Source organism: Actinomadura sp. NPDC000600, from assembly GCF_040492135.1.
GTDB lineage: Bacteria > Actinomycetota > Actinomycetes > Streptosporangiales > Streptosporangiaceae > Spirillospora.
Genome location: NZ_JBEUPD010000044.1, coordinates 47,975 through 63,871, shown reverse-complemented (window position 1 = coordinate 63,871; position 15,897 = coordinate 47,975). Strand labels below are relative to the sequence as shown.

The 15,897-nt window shown below is 71.5% G+C and carries 12 protein-coding genes; 5 read left to right on the top strand and 7 right to left on the bottom strand.

From position 1 onward, the window contains the following. The coding region (locus tag ABWI07_RS38465; RefSeq protein ID WP_353821555.1) for a hypothetical protein at window positions 1-468 on the bottom strand (468 nt) is incomplete at its 3' end. Window positions 469-939: 471 nt separating this feature from the next. Between ABWI07_RS38465 and ABWI07_RS38460 the strand changes: the two genes are divergently transcribed. Beyond that, window positions 940-1,983 carry a tyrosine-type recombinase/integrase gene (locus ABWI07_RS38460; RefSeq protein WP_353821554.1) on the top strand — a complete coding sequence of 348 codons (1,044 nt, stop codon included), beginning with the start codon at window positions 940-942 and terminating at the stop codon, window positions 1,981-1,983. A gap of 145 nt (window positions 1,984-2,128) precedes the next feature. On the opposite strand, the gene ABWI07_RS38455 is transcribed toward ABWI07_RS38460, so the two are convergent. Further along, window positions 2,129-2,611, bottom strand: coding sequence for a hypothetical protein (locus tag ABWI07_RS38455; protein ID WP_353821553.1), 483 nt, complete (start codon window positions 2,609-2,611; stop codon window positions 2,129-2,131). A 228-nt stretch (window positions 2,612-2,839) separates the two neighbouring features. Between ABWI07_RS38455 and ABWI07_RS38450 the strand changes: the two genes are divergently transcribed. Further along, window positions 2,840-4,018, top strand: coding sequence for a DUF3500 domain-containing protein (locus ABWI07_RS38450; RefSeq protein ID WP_353821552.1), 1,179 nt, complete (start codon window positions 2,840-2,842; stop codon window positions 4,016-4,018). Between the two features lie 604 nt (window positions 4,019-4,622). Here ABWI07_RS38450 and ABWI07_RS38445 read toward each other — a convergent pair. Beyond that, on the bottom strand, window positions 4,623-5,069 hold the full coding sequence (locus ABWI07_RS38445) for a nuclear transport factor 2 family protein (protein ID WP_353821551.1): 447 nt from the start codon (window positions 5,067-5,069) through the stop codon (window positions 4,623-4,625). A gap of 50 nt (window positions 5,070-5,119) precedes the next feature. Between ABWI07_RS38445 and ABWI07_RS38440 the strand changes: the two genes are divergently transcribed. Continuing rightward, complete coding sequence (locus ABWI07_RS38440) at window positions 5,120-5,632, top strand: MarR family winged helix-turn-helix transcriptional regulator (RefSeq protein ID WP_353821550.1); 513 nt, start codon at window positions 5,120-5,122, stop codon at window positions 5,630-5,632. A gap of 129 nt (window positions 5,633-5,761) precedes the next feature. Here ABWI07_RS38440 and pdxR read toward each other — a convergent pair whose 3' ends face one another. Next, window positions 5,762-7,180: a MocR-like pyridoxine biosynthesis transcription factor PdxR gene (gene pdxR, locus ABWI07_RS38435; RefSeq protein ID WP_353821549.1), complete on the bottom strand. Its 1,419-nt coding sequence runs from the start codon at window positions 7,178-7,180 to the stop codon at window positions 5,762-5,764. A gap of 47 nt (window positions 7,181-7,227) precedes the next feature. On the opposite strand from pdxR, the gene ABWI07_RS38430 reads away from it, so the two are divergent. Further along, window positions 7,228-8,436, top strand: a complete 1,209-nt coding sequence (locus ABWI07_RS38430) for an MFS transporter (protein ID WP_353821548.1) — start codon at window positions 7,228-7,230, stop codon at window positions 8,434-8,436. A 37-nt stretch (window positions 8,437-8,473) separates the two neighbouring features. Here ABWI07_RS38430 and ABWI07_RS38425 read toward each other — a convergent pair whose 3' ends face one another. Together ABWI07_RS38425 and ABWI07_RS38420 are read right to left on the bottom strand one after the other, a co-directional pair. After that, on the bottom strand, window positions 8,474-10,012 hold the full coding sequence (locus ABWI07_RS38425) for an FAD-dependent monooxygenase (protein ID WP_353821547.1): 1,539 nt from the start codon (window positions 10,010-10,012) through the stop codon (window positions 8,474-8,476). Window positions 10,013-10,176: 164 nt separating this feature from the next. Beyond that, window positions 10,177-11,172, bottom strand: a complete 996-nt coding sequence (locus tag ABWI07_RS38420) for a helix-turn-helix domain-containing protein (RefSeq protein ID WP_353821546.1) — start codon at window positions 11,170-11,172, stop codon at window positions 10,177-10,179. 101 nt (window positions 11,173-11,273) lie between these two features. Between ABWI07_RS38420 and ABWI07_RS38415 the strand changes: the two genes are divergently transcribed. Next, on the top strand, window positions 11,274-12,305 hold the full coding sequence (locus tag ABWI07_RS38415; protein ID WP_353821545.1) for a saccharopine dehydrogenase family protein: 1,032 nt from the start codon (window positions 11,274-11,276) through the stop codon (window positions 12,303-12,305). A 67-nt stretch (window positions 12,306-12,372) separates the two neighbouring features. On the opposite strand, the gene rpoB is transcribed toward ABWI07_RS38415, so the two are convergent. Next, window positions 12,373-15,849, bottom strand: a complete 3,477-nt coding sequence (rpoB, locus tag ABWI07_RS38410) for a DNA-directed RNA polymerase subunit beta (RefSeq protein ID WP_353821544.1) — start codon at window positions 15,847-15,849, stop codon at window positions 12,373-12,375. Between the last annotated feature and the right edge of the window lie 48 nt (window positions 15,850-15,897).

The following is a 15,897-nucleotide window of genomic DNA, read 5'->3' as shown; positions in this document are numbered from 1 at the left end:
GGCGCGGGCCGCGTCGTGGCCCTGCTCGGCACGGCGGCGGGCCTCGTCGGCGGCGCGGGCGCGCTCCTCGGCCCCGGCCGCCTGCTGCTCCAGCGCGGTGTTGCGGTCGACGACGGTGGCGACGATCTCCTCGATGCGCTCGGCGGCCTGCGTCTCCCGGGCGGCGCGGGCGCGGGCGTCGGCCGCCATGCCGGTGAGCACCGCGCGCAGTGCGGCCAGGGGCTCCTTGACCGCGGCGGCGGACGGGCTGCGGCCCGCGGCGTGCGCCTCGGCCTGGCAGTCCTTGACCGTCCGGCCGTCGGCATCGCGTTCGGCCGGGCAGTACTCCGGCCGCCGGCCGCGGGTCTTGGGCGGCCGCGGCAGCGGGGTGTCGCAGTGCTTGCACCGGCCCCACGGCGCGTCCGGATCCGCGCCGGCCGGAAGCCGCCGCCCGGAGGAGACCTCCGGATCACCCCCCGGCTGCCTCACCGGTGCACCGCCACCGAGCCTCTCGTCCGGCGTTCGCGCGCCTTCTGATTCAGCAGTCGCCACCGTCTCGTCCTCCCGTGTCGGCGCTTCCCGTCACCTGGCCGTCTCAGCACGGCGCTCGCCGGGCGGGTCCCTCCGCAGACGCGCCTGGACCGGCACCCGCGAGGACCTCGCGTCGATCATGTCACAAACCTTGCTACAAGAAATAGAAACCAGCCGATGCATTTCTCGGGTAAGAAATGAGACCAGCGCATAATCCGGGTTATGCGCTACGCTTCCAGCGTGATCAACGATGATGCTCAAGACCTGCTCGAAGGTGTGGTGCTGCCGTCCACCGGACCGGCGCCCGCAGACGCCTCGGCGCGGGAAGCGCGTCCCCTCCCCGGGTCGGGAGAGGCGGAAGGCGCCGCTCCCCCACCCGCTTCCGCAGGCCGATCTGCGGCAGGGGTGGCGAGAGCGGAGGCCGGAACGTTGGCGCGTCCGGCCACCCCACTGGCCGCCGACGCGCTGGCCAAGCTGGACGCCGACCTTGGGCAGGTGCAGGTCGCCCGGATCGGCGGTCGGCGGGTCCACCGGCGACGCATCGAACTGCTGGCAGAGGCGTGCACACCGCAGACGTTCGCGCTGGTGCTGGACTGGCTGAGCAGTACTCGCCGCGGCTCGGCCGCCACCAAGCGCACCTACGCCGACGATCTGCGCCGGGTCTGGGCGCCGCTGGCCCGCGAGCTCGGCCACGACGCGTTCTTCGTCGGCTGCCTCACCCGCGAGCATGTGCGGATGTGGCGGCTGCGCCAGGAGGCCGCCGGTGTCGCGGCGCGCAGCATCGGCCGCTACGTCGCCTGCCTGTCCTCCCTGCACTCCTACGCCGCCGGGCGGATAGACCCGCCGCCCGCCAATCCGGTCACCCAGGACGACCGGCCCCGCGTCACCGCCGAGCGCACCGCGGGATCCACGCCGGTGCTGGAGGTCGACCAGGTCCGCGCGGTGGCCGCGTGCGCGACCGGCGACCTGGACCTGCTGGTGGTGATGCTGCTGTACAGCCTGGCCGGACGGGTCACAGAGCTGTGCGCCGCCGACGTGACCGACCTCGTCCGTGACGGCGACCGCAGCGCCCTGTCCGTCATCCGCAAGGGAGGCAAGCGGCGGACGATGCCGCTCCCGCGGCGCTGCGCCGACCTGCTGCACCGGCACATCGGCGCACGCACCCGCGGGCCGCTCCTGCTGGACGCCAAGGGAGACCGGCTGGACCGGCACGACATCGACCGCATCACCACCCGGCTCGGCCGCGCCGCCGGCGTGCTGCCCGGCCGGGACCTCACCCCGCACGTGTGGCGCGCCTCGCGCATCACCCACATGCTCGACGCCGGAGTCCCGCTCGCCGAGGTGCAGGAGTTCGCCGACCACGTCGACCCCGCCACCACCGTCGGCTACTGGGAGCGCCGCACCAAGCACCTGCGCGCGACCGCGCACGCCGACCAGGCCGCCGGCCTCTTCGACGACCTCCCCGGCCACTGACCGTCCAGGCCATGTGCAGAGAGAGGACGCCAGTCGGTGCCGCCACTACTCGGCCACGCCGATGCCTTGCCGCAGATGGCAGGGCGCTTCACGCACCGTCCGCCGACCGTTGCCGCAGGGGGCGATCAGCGACGCCACGGAGACATCATCGGAGGAGGCTCCGGCCCGAATCGGGCGGAACGGCGGCGACGGCCGCCGCATGGTTCTCGAGGATCTGCAGCAGGTGAGGCAGGGGGACGAGCTCGCGTTCGCGCCGCACGAACGGACCGATGGCCTCCCAGGTGCGGGCGACTCTGTCGTTGAGCGTCATCAAGTAGCGGTCGTCGATGATGCCCAGCCGTTCGAGGACCACGAAGTTGTGCAGGAAGAAGGCGACGTCATAGACGGCCTCTTGGGCTTCCGCCGGCAGGCCGGAGATCCCCTGATCGGGGTCGTGTTCGATCCCGAGACGCTGAACGACGTATCTGTGGTGTTGATGGAACGCCGGTGACCGGAAGTCGTCGAGCAGCGCCAGGTACGCCGGAAGGTAGTTGGCGCGCCTCATGGACGACACCTGCTGGAAGGCGAAGTAGACCGAGCTCAGCAGCGCCAGCGCGGACAGGACGATCGCGACACTGTTGAGAACCACCGCTCCACCCTTCGCCTGCGACCCCGTACACCTATAGACAGACCCGGGCACGCCCCGGTTCCCTGGCCCCTGAAGCCGCGCTGCTCCTCGGGCGGCACCTCCACCCGGAGGCGGTAACGAACAGGTATGCGCTGGGGCAGAGACTTCATGGAGCCGCCCACAGCACTGGCTGCGCGGGAACCAACACCTCTAAGGTCAGGTCGGACGTCTCCGAGGAATGGAGCGCGCATGGTCAGTGACGACGGCGGTGTGGCTCCCGACCCCATGACGCGAGCACGTGAGAAGGCGGCGGCCTCCATGAGCGTCGCCGCCAGCGCCTGGGTGGACGCTCTGGACGACGACCAGCTGTCCTTCGCGGTCCTGCCCTCCCCGCTCGACTCGACCGCGGAGACAGAGCGGCTGCGGTGGTTCTTCACCCCGACCGATCACGGCGGACTCGCCGTCCGTGACCAGAACGCTCACCAGCAGAGCTTGGCCATGCAATTGGTCGCCACCGGACTGTCGGCTGAAGGCTTCGCCGCCGTCGCCACGGTGATGGGCTTGGAGAACATCCTGGACCAGGTCGAAGGGTGGGGGTCCCACTGGGGCCGCCGGCGCGGACGCGACCCCGGCCTGTACTGGCTCAGGCTCTTCGGTCGTCCGGGGGACGAAGTCTGGGGCTGGCGGTTCGGCGGCCACCACATTTCGCTGAACTATCTGATCATCGCCGGCCGGCTCGTCGCGACGACTCCCTGCTTCATCGGGGCGGACCCCGCCAGGACCGAGTTCCTGGGAAGCACCCTGCGGCCCCTCCAAGGGGCCGAAGAGGCAGGGCGCGAACTGCTCTCGACCTTCCGGGCGCCCCAGCTTCGGCAAGCGCTGCTCCACACCTCCGCGATGTCCAACATCGTTTCCGGCAACAGGCCGCGAGTCCGCCACGGCGACACGATGATGCACCTTCAAGACCTGTGGCGAGGACGATTCTCCGACCCCGAACTGGACGCACTCGTCAACGACATCGATCGCCATGCGGAAGCGAACAGCGGATACACCCAGGCCGACCACACGCAGGTCGCGATCACCATCCCGCCCAAGGGCATCAGCGCTCAGGATCTGGACGACGAACAACGCCACCTGCTGCGGCGGCTTCTCACCCGCTACACCGGCAGGGCTCCACAGGACCTCGCCGCGGCGCACCGCGCCCATCATGCCCGGGACTCCGTGCTCGACGAGGTCCATTTCGGTTGGGCCGGCGGCACCGACGAGGGTGAACCGCACTATTACCGAGTCCAGGGCCCGAACATCCTCATCGAGTACAACAACACCCAGCGGGACGGCAACCACGCCCACTCGGTGTGGCGCGACCTGCACTCGGACTTCGGACTGCGCGAACTGGCCGAGCACCGAGCACGCATTCTCCCCCACTGACGCACCGCGGGAACCGGCCTCATCCACCCGACCGGCACGAAGCATGTCGTACCGCTCACGACCCACTCTCCGGAGGGGACCCGTGGAAGACGCGCAGGCGGCCTGCGCAGAGGGTCCTGATCAGGCAGGAGACGAGAAACGGCCAGTGCGCTGGCCGTGACGGTGGAGCCGGCGACGGCGAGGACGATCGCAGCGATCTCTACGCCATCCGCACACCGTGCGGCCAGGCCGGGAGATTCACCGAGGTGGCATTCTCATCGCGCGACACGTTCATGCCCGTTCCTCCCGTGCGGTTTCCGTGTCCCGTCAAGCTGTAACCGCCGTCGTGCACGCCTCCTCTACTTGGGGAACAGGCCGCCATGTGTCCGGATGACGTCAATCGGGCACGGATGCTGGCTGGCGTCGCGGGCAACGACGGACAATCGCATACTCGGCGCCGAACCTCCGGTCGGCGCCGACGCGTCAGGTGAGCCGCGGTGCCTACCGGTCAGGACTTCTACAAGGTCATGCTCGCCGAGGTTCATCAGGCCAGGTTTCGGATCATGACGACCTTCATCCGGCATCGGCCGCCCGAGTACTTCCTCGGTTTCACACGGCGTGCAGGTTAGCGCGTGAGGTCGGGTGCGGCGTCGGGCGCCGTTGGTTCGTAGCAGTCGTAGTTGCGCTGGGCGACGATTCGACCGTCCTCGATCCGCAGGAAGGCGGCGATGCGCGCCCGCAGGACGTGTCCGGCGGGATAAGGGCCGTAGGGGGCCGCGAGCCTGCCCCACCACTCCACCTCGAGCGCCACCTGGTCGCCGGCGGCGATGGCGTTGCGGACCTCGAACCGCTGCTCCGCCATGGCGTCTTGGCCGCGTTCGGCGGCCTCTCGCATCGCGGCGAGATCGCGTACCGCCCCGTCGGGGAAGAGCAGGTTGGGCATTTCCTCGTGGACCATCTCCGGCGCGAGGAACCGGGTGATCTCCTCGGCGGACGCTCCGTCGGACACCGCCCGGTGGTAGCGGACGGCGAGGTCGATGTTCCGGGATTCCCGGTCACGGTCGTGCGACATGAACACAACCATAGTTGCACAACTATGGTTGTCAAGTGCAGGCTGGGTTCATGGAGTCATCATCAGCCGCTCCGGACGGCGGGTCGGATGCCGTGCGCCCGGAGGATCTCGATCTAGGCAGCCTCGCCCTGTTCGTCGGCCTGGCGGCGGCCGAGGAGGTCCGCCGGGACATCGAGCGGGAGGGCTTCGCCGGGTTGCGGTTCTCGCACGGCTATGTCTTCCAGCATCTCGTCGACGCCGAACCGACCATCGGCGAGCTGGCCGCCCGGCTGGAGATGACGCAGCAGGGCGCCTCGAAGGCGGTCGCCGAGCTGGAACGCCTCGGGTACGTCGAGCGGGTGCCCGACCCGGCGGACGCGCGGATCCGGCGGGTCCGCCTCAACGCGAGGGGACGGGCGGCCGTCGAAGCCGCACGGCGCGGCAGGGCCGCCCAGCAGGAACGGATGGCGCGCCGCTGCGGGCGCGAAAGGCTCGACACCGCGCACGCCGTCCTGGTCGAACTGCTCGACGCGCTCGGGGGCGCCGACGGGGTACGCCGTCGCGATGTCCGTTTCCCCTCCTGACGCCCGCCGACGCTGAACTCGTTGCCTCCGACGGCCAGGACCGTCCACGGCGCCGCTCTCCGGCCTGGGTGCACCATTCAGCGGTGACCGAGGCTCCGCCTGGCTCTTGGTGTGTCGTGCGGCGAGGGGCTAGGGCGAACAGGTGTCCAGGGCTTGGGTCAGGGCGTTGAGGGCTGCTGGGTAGGCGTGTTGGCTCGGGGTTCCGAAGCCGATGATGATGCCCTGGGGGTGGCCTCCGGGGGTGTGCCAGCGGTCGCCCAGGTGTCCCACGGCCAGCTCTTGGGCCGCCGCGGCTTCGAGCACATCCTGCTCGGTGGGGCCGTCGGCGGGCAGGCTGATCAGGACGTGCAGGCCGGCGGCCACACCGTGGACGGAGAAGGCGGAGGAACGCCGCCGGGAGTCCAGCCGGGTCAGCAGGAGGTCGCGGCGGCGCCTGTAGCGCAACCGGCCGGCGCGGACATGCCGGTCGTAGGCGTGGCTCGTGATGAAGTCCGCCAAGGTCAGCTGGCCGATGCTCTCGGTGTGGCGGTCGTCGTGGCGCTTGGCCTCGACCAGTGGTTCGAGGAGGCGGCGGGGGGACACGATCCAGCCCAGGCGCAGCGCGGGCCCGAGGGTCTTGGAGACGGTGCCGACATAGGCGACATGGTCGGGTGCGGTGCCCTGGATCGCGCCGATGGGCTGGCGGTCGTAGCGGAACTCGCCGTCGTAGTCGTTCTCGATGACGAGGCGGTCGGTGGAGCGCGCCCAGTCGACGAGGGCCCGGCGGCGTTCCGGGGCGAGCGTCCCTCCGGTCGGGTACTGGTGGGCGGGGGTCAGTTCCACGGCGTCCACCACCGGAAAGCCGGGGGTGCCGAGCAGGTCGGTCCGGGCCCCTTTCCCGTCCACCGGGAGCGGGACGACGGACGGGCCGTTGCGGCGGATCACATCGCGGTGGAAGGTGACGCCGGGATCCTCGGTGGCGATGACGGCCGTGCCGAGCACGCGGCTGAGCAGGGCCAGGGCCTGGACGTATCCGCCGGTGATGACGATCAGGTCGGGTGACGCCAGGACGCCGCGGGTGCGTCCGAGGTACTCGGCGAGAGCGGCGCGCAGTTCGATCCGGCCGCGCGGGTCGCCGTACGAGTAGGCCTCCCCCGCCGCGTCGCCCAGGGCGCGGCGGGCGGACCGCAGCCAGGCCGCGGTCGGGAACGCGGAGGCGTCCGGACGGCCGGGGCGCAGGTCGTGCCTGAGCCGAGGGGGCACCGGCCCGGGTGCTCCGCCCGAGTCCTCGGCGGCGCCGTGGGGAAGCCGGGCCACGACCGTGCCCGAGCCCTGGCGGGCGGCCAGGTAGCCCTCCGCGACTAGCTGGTCGTAGGCCGCCTTGACGGTGCCGCGGGACAGGCCCAGTTCGGCGGCGAGCCTGCGGGTGGCGGGCAGCCGCGCCTCGGGCGCGAGCCGTCCGGCTCGGATGGCGGCCCGGAGGGCCTGCTCCAGGCCGGCCCGGCGCCCGGTCGCCGGGTCGAGCTCCAGATGGAGATCGACCCCGGAAATGGGCCAAGATCCTGACACGAAAGCGGATCTTACCGTCGCTCCATTTCCGCCGTAGCGTCGCCGGCGTGATCATCGAGGCGCTCGGACGGTGGGCCGGCGGGACGGACCGCACGCCCCGCCGCATGGTGTGGCTGCTGGCCGCGGCGTACGGCCTGACCATCGCCAACCTGTACTACTGCCAGCCACTGCTGCCGCAGATGGCGGACTCCTACGCCTCGTCTTCTTTGGTGGGGTACCTGACCACCGCCGGGCAGCTCGGCTACGCGCTGGCGCTGCCGCTGGTCGTGCCGCTCGGGGACATCGTCCGCAGGCGTCCGCTGGTCTGCGTGCTGCTCCTGGTCGACGCGGCGGCCCTGGTGGCGACCGCCACGGCTCCCGCCGCCGGGGCGCTGCTCGCGGCGGGTGCGGTGATCGGCCTGGCGAGCGCGAGCGTGGTCAACATCCTCGTCCCCTACGCGGCCACGACCGCCGCCGACAACGAACGCGGCCGGGTGGTCGCGACGATGCTGAGCGGCGGGCTGGTGGGCATCCTGCTGTCGCGCACGGTCGCCGGACTCACCGCCGAGTTGTTCGGCTGGCGCGTCCTGTACCTGGCGTCCGCCGCGGTGACGCTGCTGCTCGCCGCCGCGCTGGCACGTGCCATGGCGCCGTCGGCTGCGGAGGTGCCGATCGGCTACGCCGCGCAACTGCGGGCGACGGTCCGCCTGGCGGCGAGCGAGCCGGTGCTGAGACGGCGGTCGCTGATCGGCGCGGGCGTGTTCGGATCCTTCGGGGTCTTCTGGACGACCGTGGCGTTCATGCTGGCGGAGCCGCCCTACCGGTACGGCGAAGCGGAGATCGGCCTGTTCACGCTGGTCGGCGCCGCGGGAGCCCTCGCGGCGAAGGTCGCCGGGCGGGTCGCGGACCGGGGGCGGCAGCGCCCGTGGACCGGTGCGCTGCTCCTCCTGGGGGTGGCCTCGTTCGGGGCGGTGGCGCTCGGGGGCCGCAGCCTGCCGTGGCTCATCGCGGGGCTCCTGGCGATGGACGTCGCGGTCCATGCCACCCATCTGCTGAACATGAGCGTGGTCTACGGCCTTGTCGACGGCGCCCGCTCGCGGATCGCCTCGGTCTACATGACCTTCTACACGCTCGGGGGCGTGGCGGGCACCGCCGCGGGCGCGGCCGCCTACCGGTTCGGCGGCTGGACGGCGGTGTCGGCGACCGGCGCGGCGTTCATGGCGGCCGGACTCGTCGCATGGGCGCGCGAAGGCCGCGGAGGTCCCGCCGAAGGCTGAGACGTCCGCGGCCTGCGGGCACGGCGCCCGCGCCCGGTCAGGAACGACCGGGGTCCGGGGCGCCGAACCAGGTGCTGAGCGCCTGTTGCAGCGCGGGGGCGGCGGTGCCGGCGGGTTCGTCGAGGGACGCGGCCCAGGCGATGCGGGCGTCCGGGCGGATCAGCAGGACGTCCGCCGGACGCTGATCGGTCTTGGCGGTGCGGACCTCGACGCGGTGCCGCCAGTCCCGGGCCGCCTCGCGCAGGTCCGTCCGGTCGGCGAGGTCGAGCAGGACGGGCCGCGCGGTGCGCATCAGGTCGGCGACGCTGGTGACGCCCTGGTCGGTGTGGAGGGTGAGGTCAGGGGCGAAGGCGCCGGCCAGCGGATGGTCGGCGCCCGGCATCGGGTAGCGGATGTCGGCGCCGGACAGAAGCGCACTCATGCGGCGCAGCGGCTGCTCGTCGGTGAGCAGTTCCTGGAAGAGCTCCCGGAGCGCTTCGGCGGCGGGGTCGTGATCGCGCCGCAGCGCCACCTGGGCGCGGGTGTGCAGCATGGTGCGGGCGCCGGCGAAGTGGCGTTCGCGGTGGTAGGTGTCCAGCAGGCCGGACGGCGCCCAGCCCTCGACGGCGGCGGCCAGTTTCCAGGCCAGGTCGACCGCGTCCATCATGCCCGCGTTGATCGCCACGCCGGTGGCGGGGAACAGGTGCGCCGCGTCCCCGGCCAGCATGATCCGCCCGCGGCGGTAGTGCTCGGCCTGCCGGGCCTGGAAGGTGAACCGCGACAGGCGGAGCGCCTCCCCCACCGGCAGCTCCGCGCCGAGCACCCGGCGGATGCTGCCCTGGAGTTCGGCCACCGTCATCGGCGCGTCGTCGTCGTACTCGGTGGTCTCGTCCTCGGTGGTGAAGACGGAGACGGCCTCGGCGCCCGGGGACGAGCCGAGCCCGAACAGGCCGCGGTCGGTCCGGGTGAACCCCGGGCGGATCGCGCCGAAGCCGGGGACGTCGAGGCCGCCGTCGTCGAGCACGGTCACCGTGTCGGGCAGGGTGACCTGGGCCAGCCGGTTGACCTCCGGATAGGTGGTGCCGGGGAAGCCGACGCCGGCCAGGTCGCGGACGCGGCTGCGCGCGCCGTCGCACCCCACCAGGTAGCGGGCGCTCACCCGGTAGGGCCCGTCCGGGCCGTGCACCTCCGCCGTGACCGCGGCATCGTCCTGGCTCACCCCGACCACCTGGTGTCCGCGGCGGATCTCGGTCCCGAGGCCGTTAGCGCGCTCTTCGAGCAGGCGCTCCAGCCGCTGCTGCGGCAGCGGCAATGCGTGCATCGGGTTGTCCGGCAGGTGGGTGAAGTCCATATGCACCCCGCCGAACGGGAACCGGGGGGCCGGAACGGGGTCGGTGCAGGCCGCTTCGAAGCGTTCCAGCAGGCCCCGGTAGCGAAGCAGCTCCAGGATCTGCCCGCCCAGTCCCCCGGCCTTCGGAACGTCGCGGCGCCGCGGCCGGCGCTCCAGCACCAGCGGCCGTGCACCGGCCGACCGCAACTCGACGGCCAGCATCAGGCCGACCGGACCGGCGCCCACGATGATCACATCGGCGTCCATGCACTCTCCTCAGGTGAACGGCACGCTGCCGTTTCGGATATGAATCGCGGTCACGACGCGGACCGCGCTGAAGCCGGGCCGGTGGATCGGCTACGGCAGGAGCACGAGAGGGCTCCGGGACGGGTCAGCCGGAAGGCGCCCGGGAACGGGACCGGCGGGGGTCGCTACGCCTGCGATGCCGCGGCCCGCCGTTCGGTGAGCGCGGTCTCGCCGGCGGCGCTCTCGGCGCGGCGGAAGGTGCGGCGGTAGGTGTCGGGCGGGACGCCGACCGTGCGGTTGAAGTGCCGGCGCAGCGTCGTGCCGGTGCCCATGCCGGTGGCCGCCGCGATCGCCTCGATGCTCTCGCCGGTGGTCTCCAGCAGTTCCTGGGCGCGGCGGATCCGCTGGGTCAGCAGCCACTGCAAGGGGGTGGTGCCGGTCACCGACCTGAACTGGCGGCCCAGGTTGCGCGAGCTCATGGACGCCCGGCGGGCCAGGTCCTCCACGGTCAGCGGCTGGTCCAGCCGTTCGATCGCCCAGGGCAGCAGGTCGGCGAGCGGGTGGTCCTCCTGGGCGGGCATCGGGGAGGCGATGAACTGGGACTGGCCGCCCGCCCGGTGCGGCGGCACGACCAGGCGGCGCGCGACCGCGTTCGCGACCACCGAACCCCGGTCGAGGCGGACGAGGTGCAGGCACAGGTCCATCGCGGCGGCCTTGCCGGCCGAGGTGAGCACGGTGCCGTTGTCCACGTAGAGGACGTCCGGATCGACCTCGACCCGGGGGTGGCGCTCGGCCAGGACCCCGGTGTGCGCCCAGTGCGTGGTCGCGCGGCGTCCGTCCAGCAGGCCGGCGGCGGCGAGCACGAACGCGCCCGTGCAGAGGGAGGCCACGCGCGCACCGGCCTGATGGGCGGCGCGCACCGCGTCGACGAGGTCGCGGGGCGGCTCGGCGTCGACGTCGGCCCACCCCGGGACGATCACGGTGTCGGCACTCGCCAGGCGGTCGAGCCCGTGGTCGGGCTCCAGCCGGAAGCCGCCCGCCTCGACGGGGCCCGGCCCGCAGCGCAGGAGGCGGTACCAGGGCCCGGTCACGCCGGCCGGCGCGGTGCCGAACACCTCGAAGGCCACCGCCAGCTCGAAGTGCAGCATCCCGTCGGTGACGGCGACCGCGACAGTCCTCATGTCCGAAATTGTATGAGGCATGGCGTTCCAGACGCTCGTGCGGGGCGGCCGCCGCCGCCATGATCCATCCAGTGGTTCGGACGAGGACAGCGGGAGAGACGATGGGTTCGGGTCAGGCGGTCGTGGTGTTCGGCGCGTACGGGCACACCGGGCGGTTCGTGGTGGCGGAGCTGCGGGACCGCGGGTTCGTCCCGGTCCTGTCCGGCCGCGACGCCGGGAAGCTGGAAGCACTGGCGGAGTCCTTTCCGGGGCTGGAGGTGCGGACCGCGTCGGCCGGCGATCCGGCGTCGCTGGACCGCGCGCTGGCCGGCGCGGCGGCGGTGGTCAACTGCGCGGGGCCCTTCGCCGCGACGGCCGCCCCGGTGATCGAGGCGGCGCTGCGCGCCGGCGTCCCGTACGTGGACGTCGCGGCCGAGATCGAGGCGAACGCCGACACGTTCGCGCACTTCGCCGAGCGCGCCCGCGACGCCGGGGCCGTGGTCGTGCCCGCGATGGCGTTCTTCGGCGGCCTCGGCGACCTGCTGGCGACCGCGGCGATGGGCGACTGGACGGCCGCCGACGAGGTGCACGTCGCCTACGGGTTGAGCGGTTGGCGGCCCACCACGGGGACGCGCGCCTCGGGCGCGGTCTCCCACGAGCGGCGGGACGGCCGCAGGGTCCGCTTCACCGGCGGGCAGCTGGAGTACCACCACGATGCCCTCCCGTCCGTGAAGTGGGCCTTTCCCGAGCCGATGGGCGTGCGGCCCGTCATCGGGGAGTTCAGCATGGCCGACGTCGTCACGATCCCCAGCCACCTGGCCGTCCCCGAGGTGCGCTCGTACATGACGGTGGAGGCGGTCGAGGACCTGTCGGCTCCGGGCACCCCGGCGCCGGCGGCCGCCGACGAGCGCGGGCGCTCCGACCAGACGTTCCTGGTCGAGGTCGTCGTGCGCTCCGGCGGCGAGGAGCGGCGCGCGACGGCGAGCGGCCGGGACATCTACGCCGTGAGCGCGCCGCTCGCGGTGGAGGCGGTCGACCGCGTCCTCACCGGCCGGACCAGGACGACCGGGGTCGCCTCCGCCGGGCAGATCTTCGACTCCGCCGACTTCCTGCACGCGCTGTCCGCACACCTCTCGTTCGAACTGCGCCGGTGACCGGGGCTCTCCGGGCCGATCCGAGCGGACGCCTTCCGGGCGTCGGCTCGGATCGGCCCGGCGCCCGTCAGATCTCGTCGACGTTCATCGCGCCCTCGTTCGGACGGCGGGAGAGGTCGATGCCGAGCTCCTCCGCGGCGCGGAAGACGTCCTCGTCGGTGTCGCGCATCTCGATGGACATGCCGTCGCTGGAGAGCACCTCGACGTTGAGGCACAGCGACTGCATCTCCTTGATGAGCACCTTGAAGGACTCGGGAATGCCGGGCTCGGGGATGTTCTCGCCCTTGACGATGGCCTCGTAGACCTTGACGCGGCCGAGGACGTCGTCGGACTTGATGGTCAGCAGCTCCTGGAGGGCGTAGGCGGCGCCGTAGGCCTCCAGTGCCCAGACCTCCATCTCACCGAAGCGCTGGCCGCCGAACTGGGCCTTACCGCCGAGCGGCTGCTGGGTGATCATGGAGTACGGGCCGGTCGAGCGGGCGTGGATCTTGTCGTCGACCAGGTGGTGGAGCTTGAGGATGTAGATGTAGCCGACCGAGATCGGGTCCTTGTAGGGCTCGCCGGTGCGGCCGTCGAACAGCCGCGCCTTGCCGGTCGACCGGACCATGCGGTCCCCGTCGCGGTTGACCAGCGTGCTGCCCAGCAGGCCGATGATCTCCTGCTCGCCGGCGCCGTCGAAGACGGGGGTGGCGACGTTGGTGCGCGGCTCGACGCGGTCGAGGCCCTTGTCCCGCAGCCGTCCGGCCCACTCGTCCTCCACCCCGGCGATGTCCCAGCCGCGGGAGGCGATCCAGCCGAGGTGGGTCTCCAGGACCTGGCCGACGTTCATGCGGCCGGGGACGCCCAGGGGGTTCAGGACGATGTCGACGGGGGTGCCGTCCTCCAGGAACGGCATGTCCTCCACCGGCAGCACCTTGGAGATGACGCCCTTGTTGCCGTGCCGGCCCGCGAGCTTGTCCCCGTCGGTGATCTTGCGCTTCTGCGCCACATAGACCCGGACCAGCTCGTTGACGCCGGGGGGCAGCTCGTCGCCGTCGTCGCGGGAGAACACCCGCACCCCGATGACCTTGCCCTGCTCGCCGTGCGGCACCTTCAGCGAGGTGTCGCGCACCTCGCGCGCCTTCTCACCGAAGATCGCCCGCAGCAGCCGCTCCTCCGGCGTCAGCTCGGTCTCGCCCTTCGGGGTGACCTTGCCGACCAGGATGTCGCCGGGGACGACGTCGGCGCCGATCCGGATGATCCCGCGCTCGTCGAGGTCGGCCAGGACCTCCTCGGAGACGTTGGGGATGTCGCGGGTGATCTCCTCGGGGCCCAGCTTGGTGTCGCGGGCGTCGACCTCGTGCTCCTCGATGTGGATCGAGGACAGCACGTCGTCCTGCACCAGCCGCTGCGACAGGATGATGGCGTCCTCGTAGTTGTGCCCCTCCCAGGGCATGAACGCCACCAGCAGGTTCTTGCCCAGCGCCATCTCACCGTCGTCGGTGCAGGGCCCGTCGGCGATCACCTGGCCCAGCTCCACCCGCTGGCCCTCGTCCACGATCGGCTTCTGGTTGAAGCAGGTGCCCTGGTTGGACCGCTTGAACTTCGACACCCGGTACGTGGTCCGGGTCCCGTCGTCGTTCATCACGGTCACGTAGTCGGCCGAGACCTCCTCGACCACACCCGCCTTCTCCGCCGTGATCACATCACCCGCGTCGGTCGCGGCACGGTACTCCATACCGGTCCCGACCAGCGGCGCCTCACTGCGCAGCAGCGGCACCGACTGACGCTGCATGTTCGAACCCATCAGCGCACGGTTGGCGTCGTCGTGCTCCAGGAACGGGATCATCGCGGTCGCGACGGACACCATCTGGCGCGGGGAGACGTCCATGAAGTCGACCTCGTCCGGCCGGATCGCCTCGACCTCGCCACCCTTGCGGCGGACGAGCACGCGGTTCTCGGCGAAGGCGCCGTCGGGGTCGATCGGCGTGTTGGCCTGCGCGATGACGTAGCGGTCCTCGACGTCGGCCGTCAGGTACTCGATCTCGTCGGTCACGCGGCCTTCGACGACCTTGCGGTAGGGCGTCTCGATGAAGCCGAAGGGGTTGACGCGGGCGAAGGACGACAGGGACCCCATGAGGCCGATGTTCGGGCCTTCGGGCGTCTCGATCGGGCACATGCGGCCGTAGTGCGACGGGTGGACGTCGCGGACCTCCATACTCGCCCGCTCACGCGACAGGCCGCCCGGCCCCAGCGCGTTCAGGCGGCGCTTGTGGGTGAGGCCGGCCAGGGGGTTGGTCTGGTCCATGAACTGCGACAGCTGGCTGGTGCCGAAGAACTCCTTGATGGAGGCCACCACCGGCCGGATGTTGATCAGCGTCTGCGGCGTGATCGCCTCCACGTCCTGCGTGGTCATCCGCTCACGCACCACCCGCTCCATGCGGGCCAGCCCCAGACGCACCTGGTTCTGGATCAGCTCACCCACCGTGCGCAGCCGCCGGTTGCCGAAGTGGTCGATGTCATCGACCTCGATCGGCACCGCCACACTCCCGAGGGTGGCCTCCTCCTCGCCCGCGTGCAGCCGCACCAGGTACTCGATCGTGGCGACGATGTCGTCCTCGGTCAGCGTCCCCTGGTTCATGTCCAGGTCCAGACCGAGCTTCTTGTTGATCTTGTAACGGCCGACCTTCGCCACGTCGTACCGCTTGGGATTGAAGTACAGGTTCTCCAGCAGCGTCTGCGCCGACTCCCGCGTCGGCGGCTCACCCGGCCGCAGCTTGCGGTAGATGTCCAGCAGCGCGTCATCCTGACCCGAAGTGTGGTCCTTCTCCAGGGTCACATTGATCGACTCATACGAGCCGAACCGCTCCCGGATCCGCGCCTCGTCCCACCCCAGCGCCTTCAGCAGCACCGTCACCGGCTGCTTGCGCTTGCGGTCGATGCGCACACCCACGTTGTCGCGCTTGTCGACCTCGAACTCCAGCCAGGCACCCCGGCTCGGGATCACCCGGCAGCCGTAGATGTCCTTGTCCGACGCCTTGTCCAGCGCACGGTCGAAGTACACCCCGGGCGAACGCGTCAATTGCGACGTCACCACCCGCTCGGTGCCGTTGACGATGAACGTCCCCTTCGGGGTCATGAGCGGGAAGTCGCCCATGAAGACCGTCTGGCTCTTGATCTCACCGGTGGTGTTGTTGATGAACTCCGCCGTGACGAACATCGGGGCGGAGTAGGTCATGTCCTTGTCCTTGCACTCCTCCACGGAGTACTTGGGCGGCTCGAACCGGTGGTCCCGGAACGACAGGGACATGGTCCCGGAGAAGTCCTCGATCGGACTGATCTCTTCGAAGATCTCCTCCAGCCCCGACTGCATCGGGACGTCCCGGCGTCCGGCCTGGCGAGCCGCCTCGACCCGGGCCTTCCAGCGCTCGTTGCCGACCAGCCAGTCGAACGAGTTGGTCTGCAGGGCGAGCAGGTCGGGAACCTCGAGAGGCTCGCGGATGCGTGCGAAAGAGACGCGGCGGGGACCGGCGGGTACGGCGGAAGCGGTGCGCGAGGCTGCCAACAGGGTGTCCTTCCGAGGGCTCGCGGCGGACTGACGGCGCGCACGCCG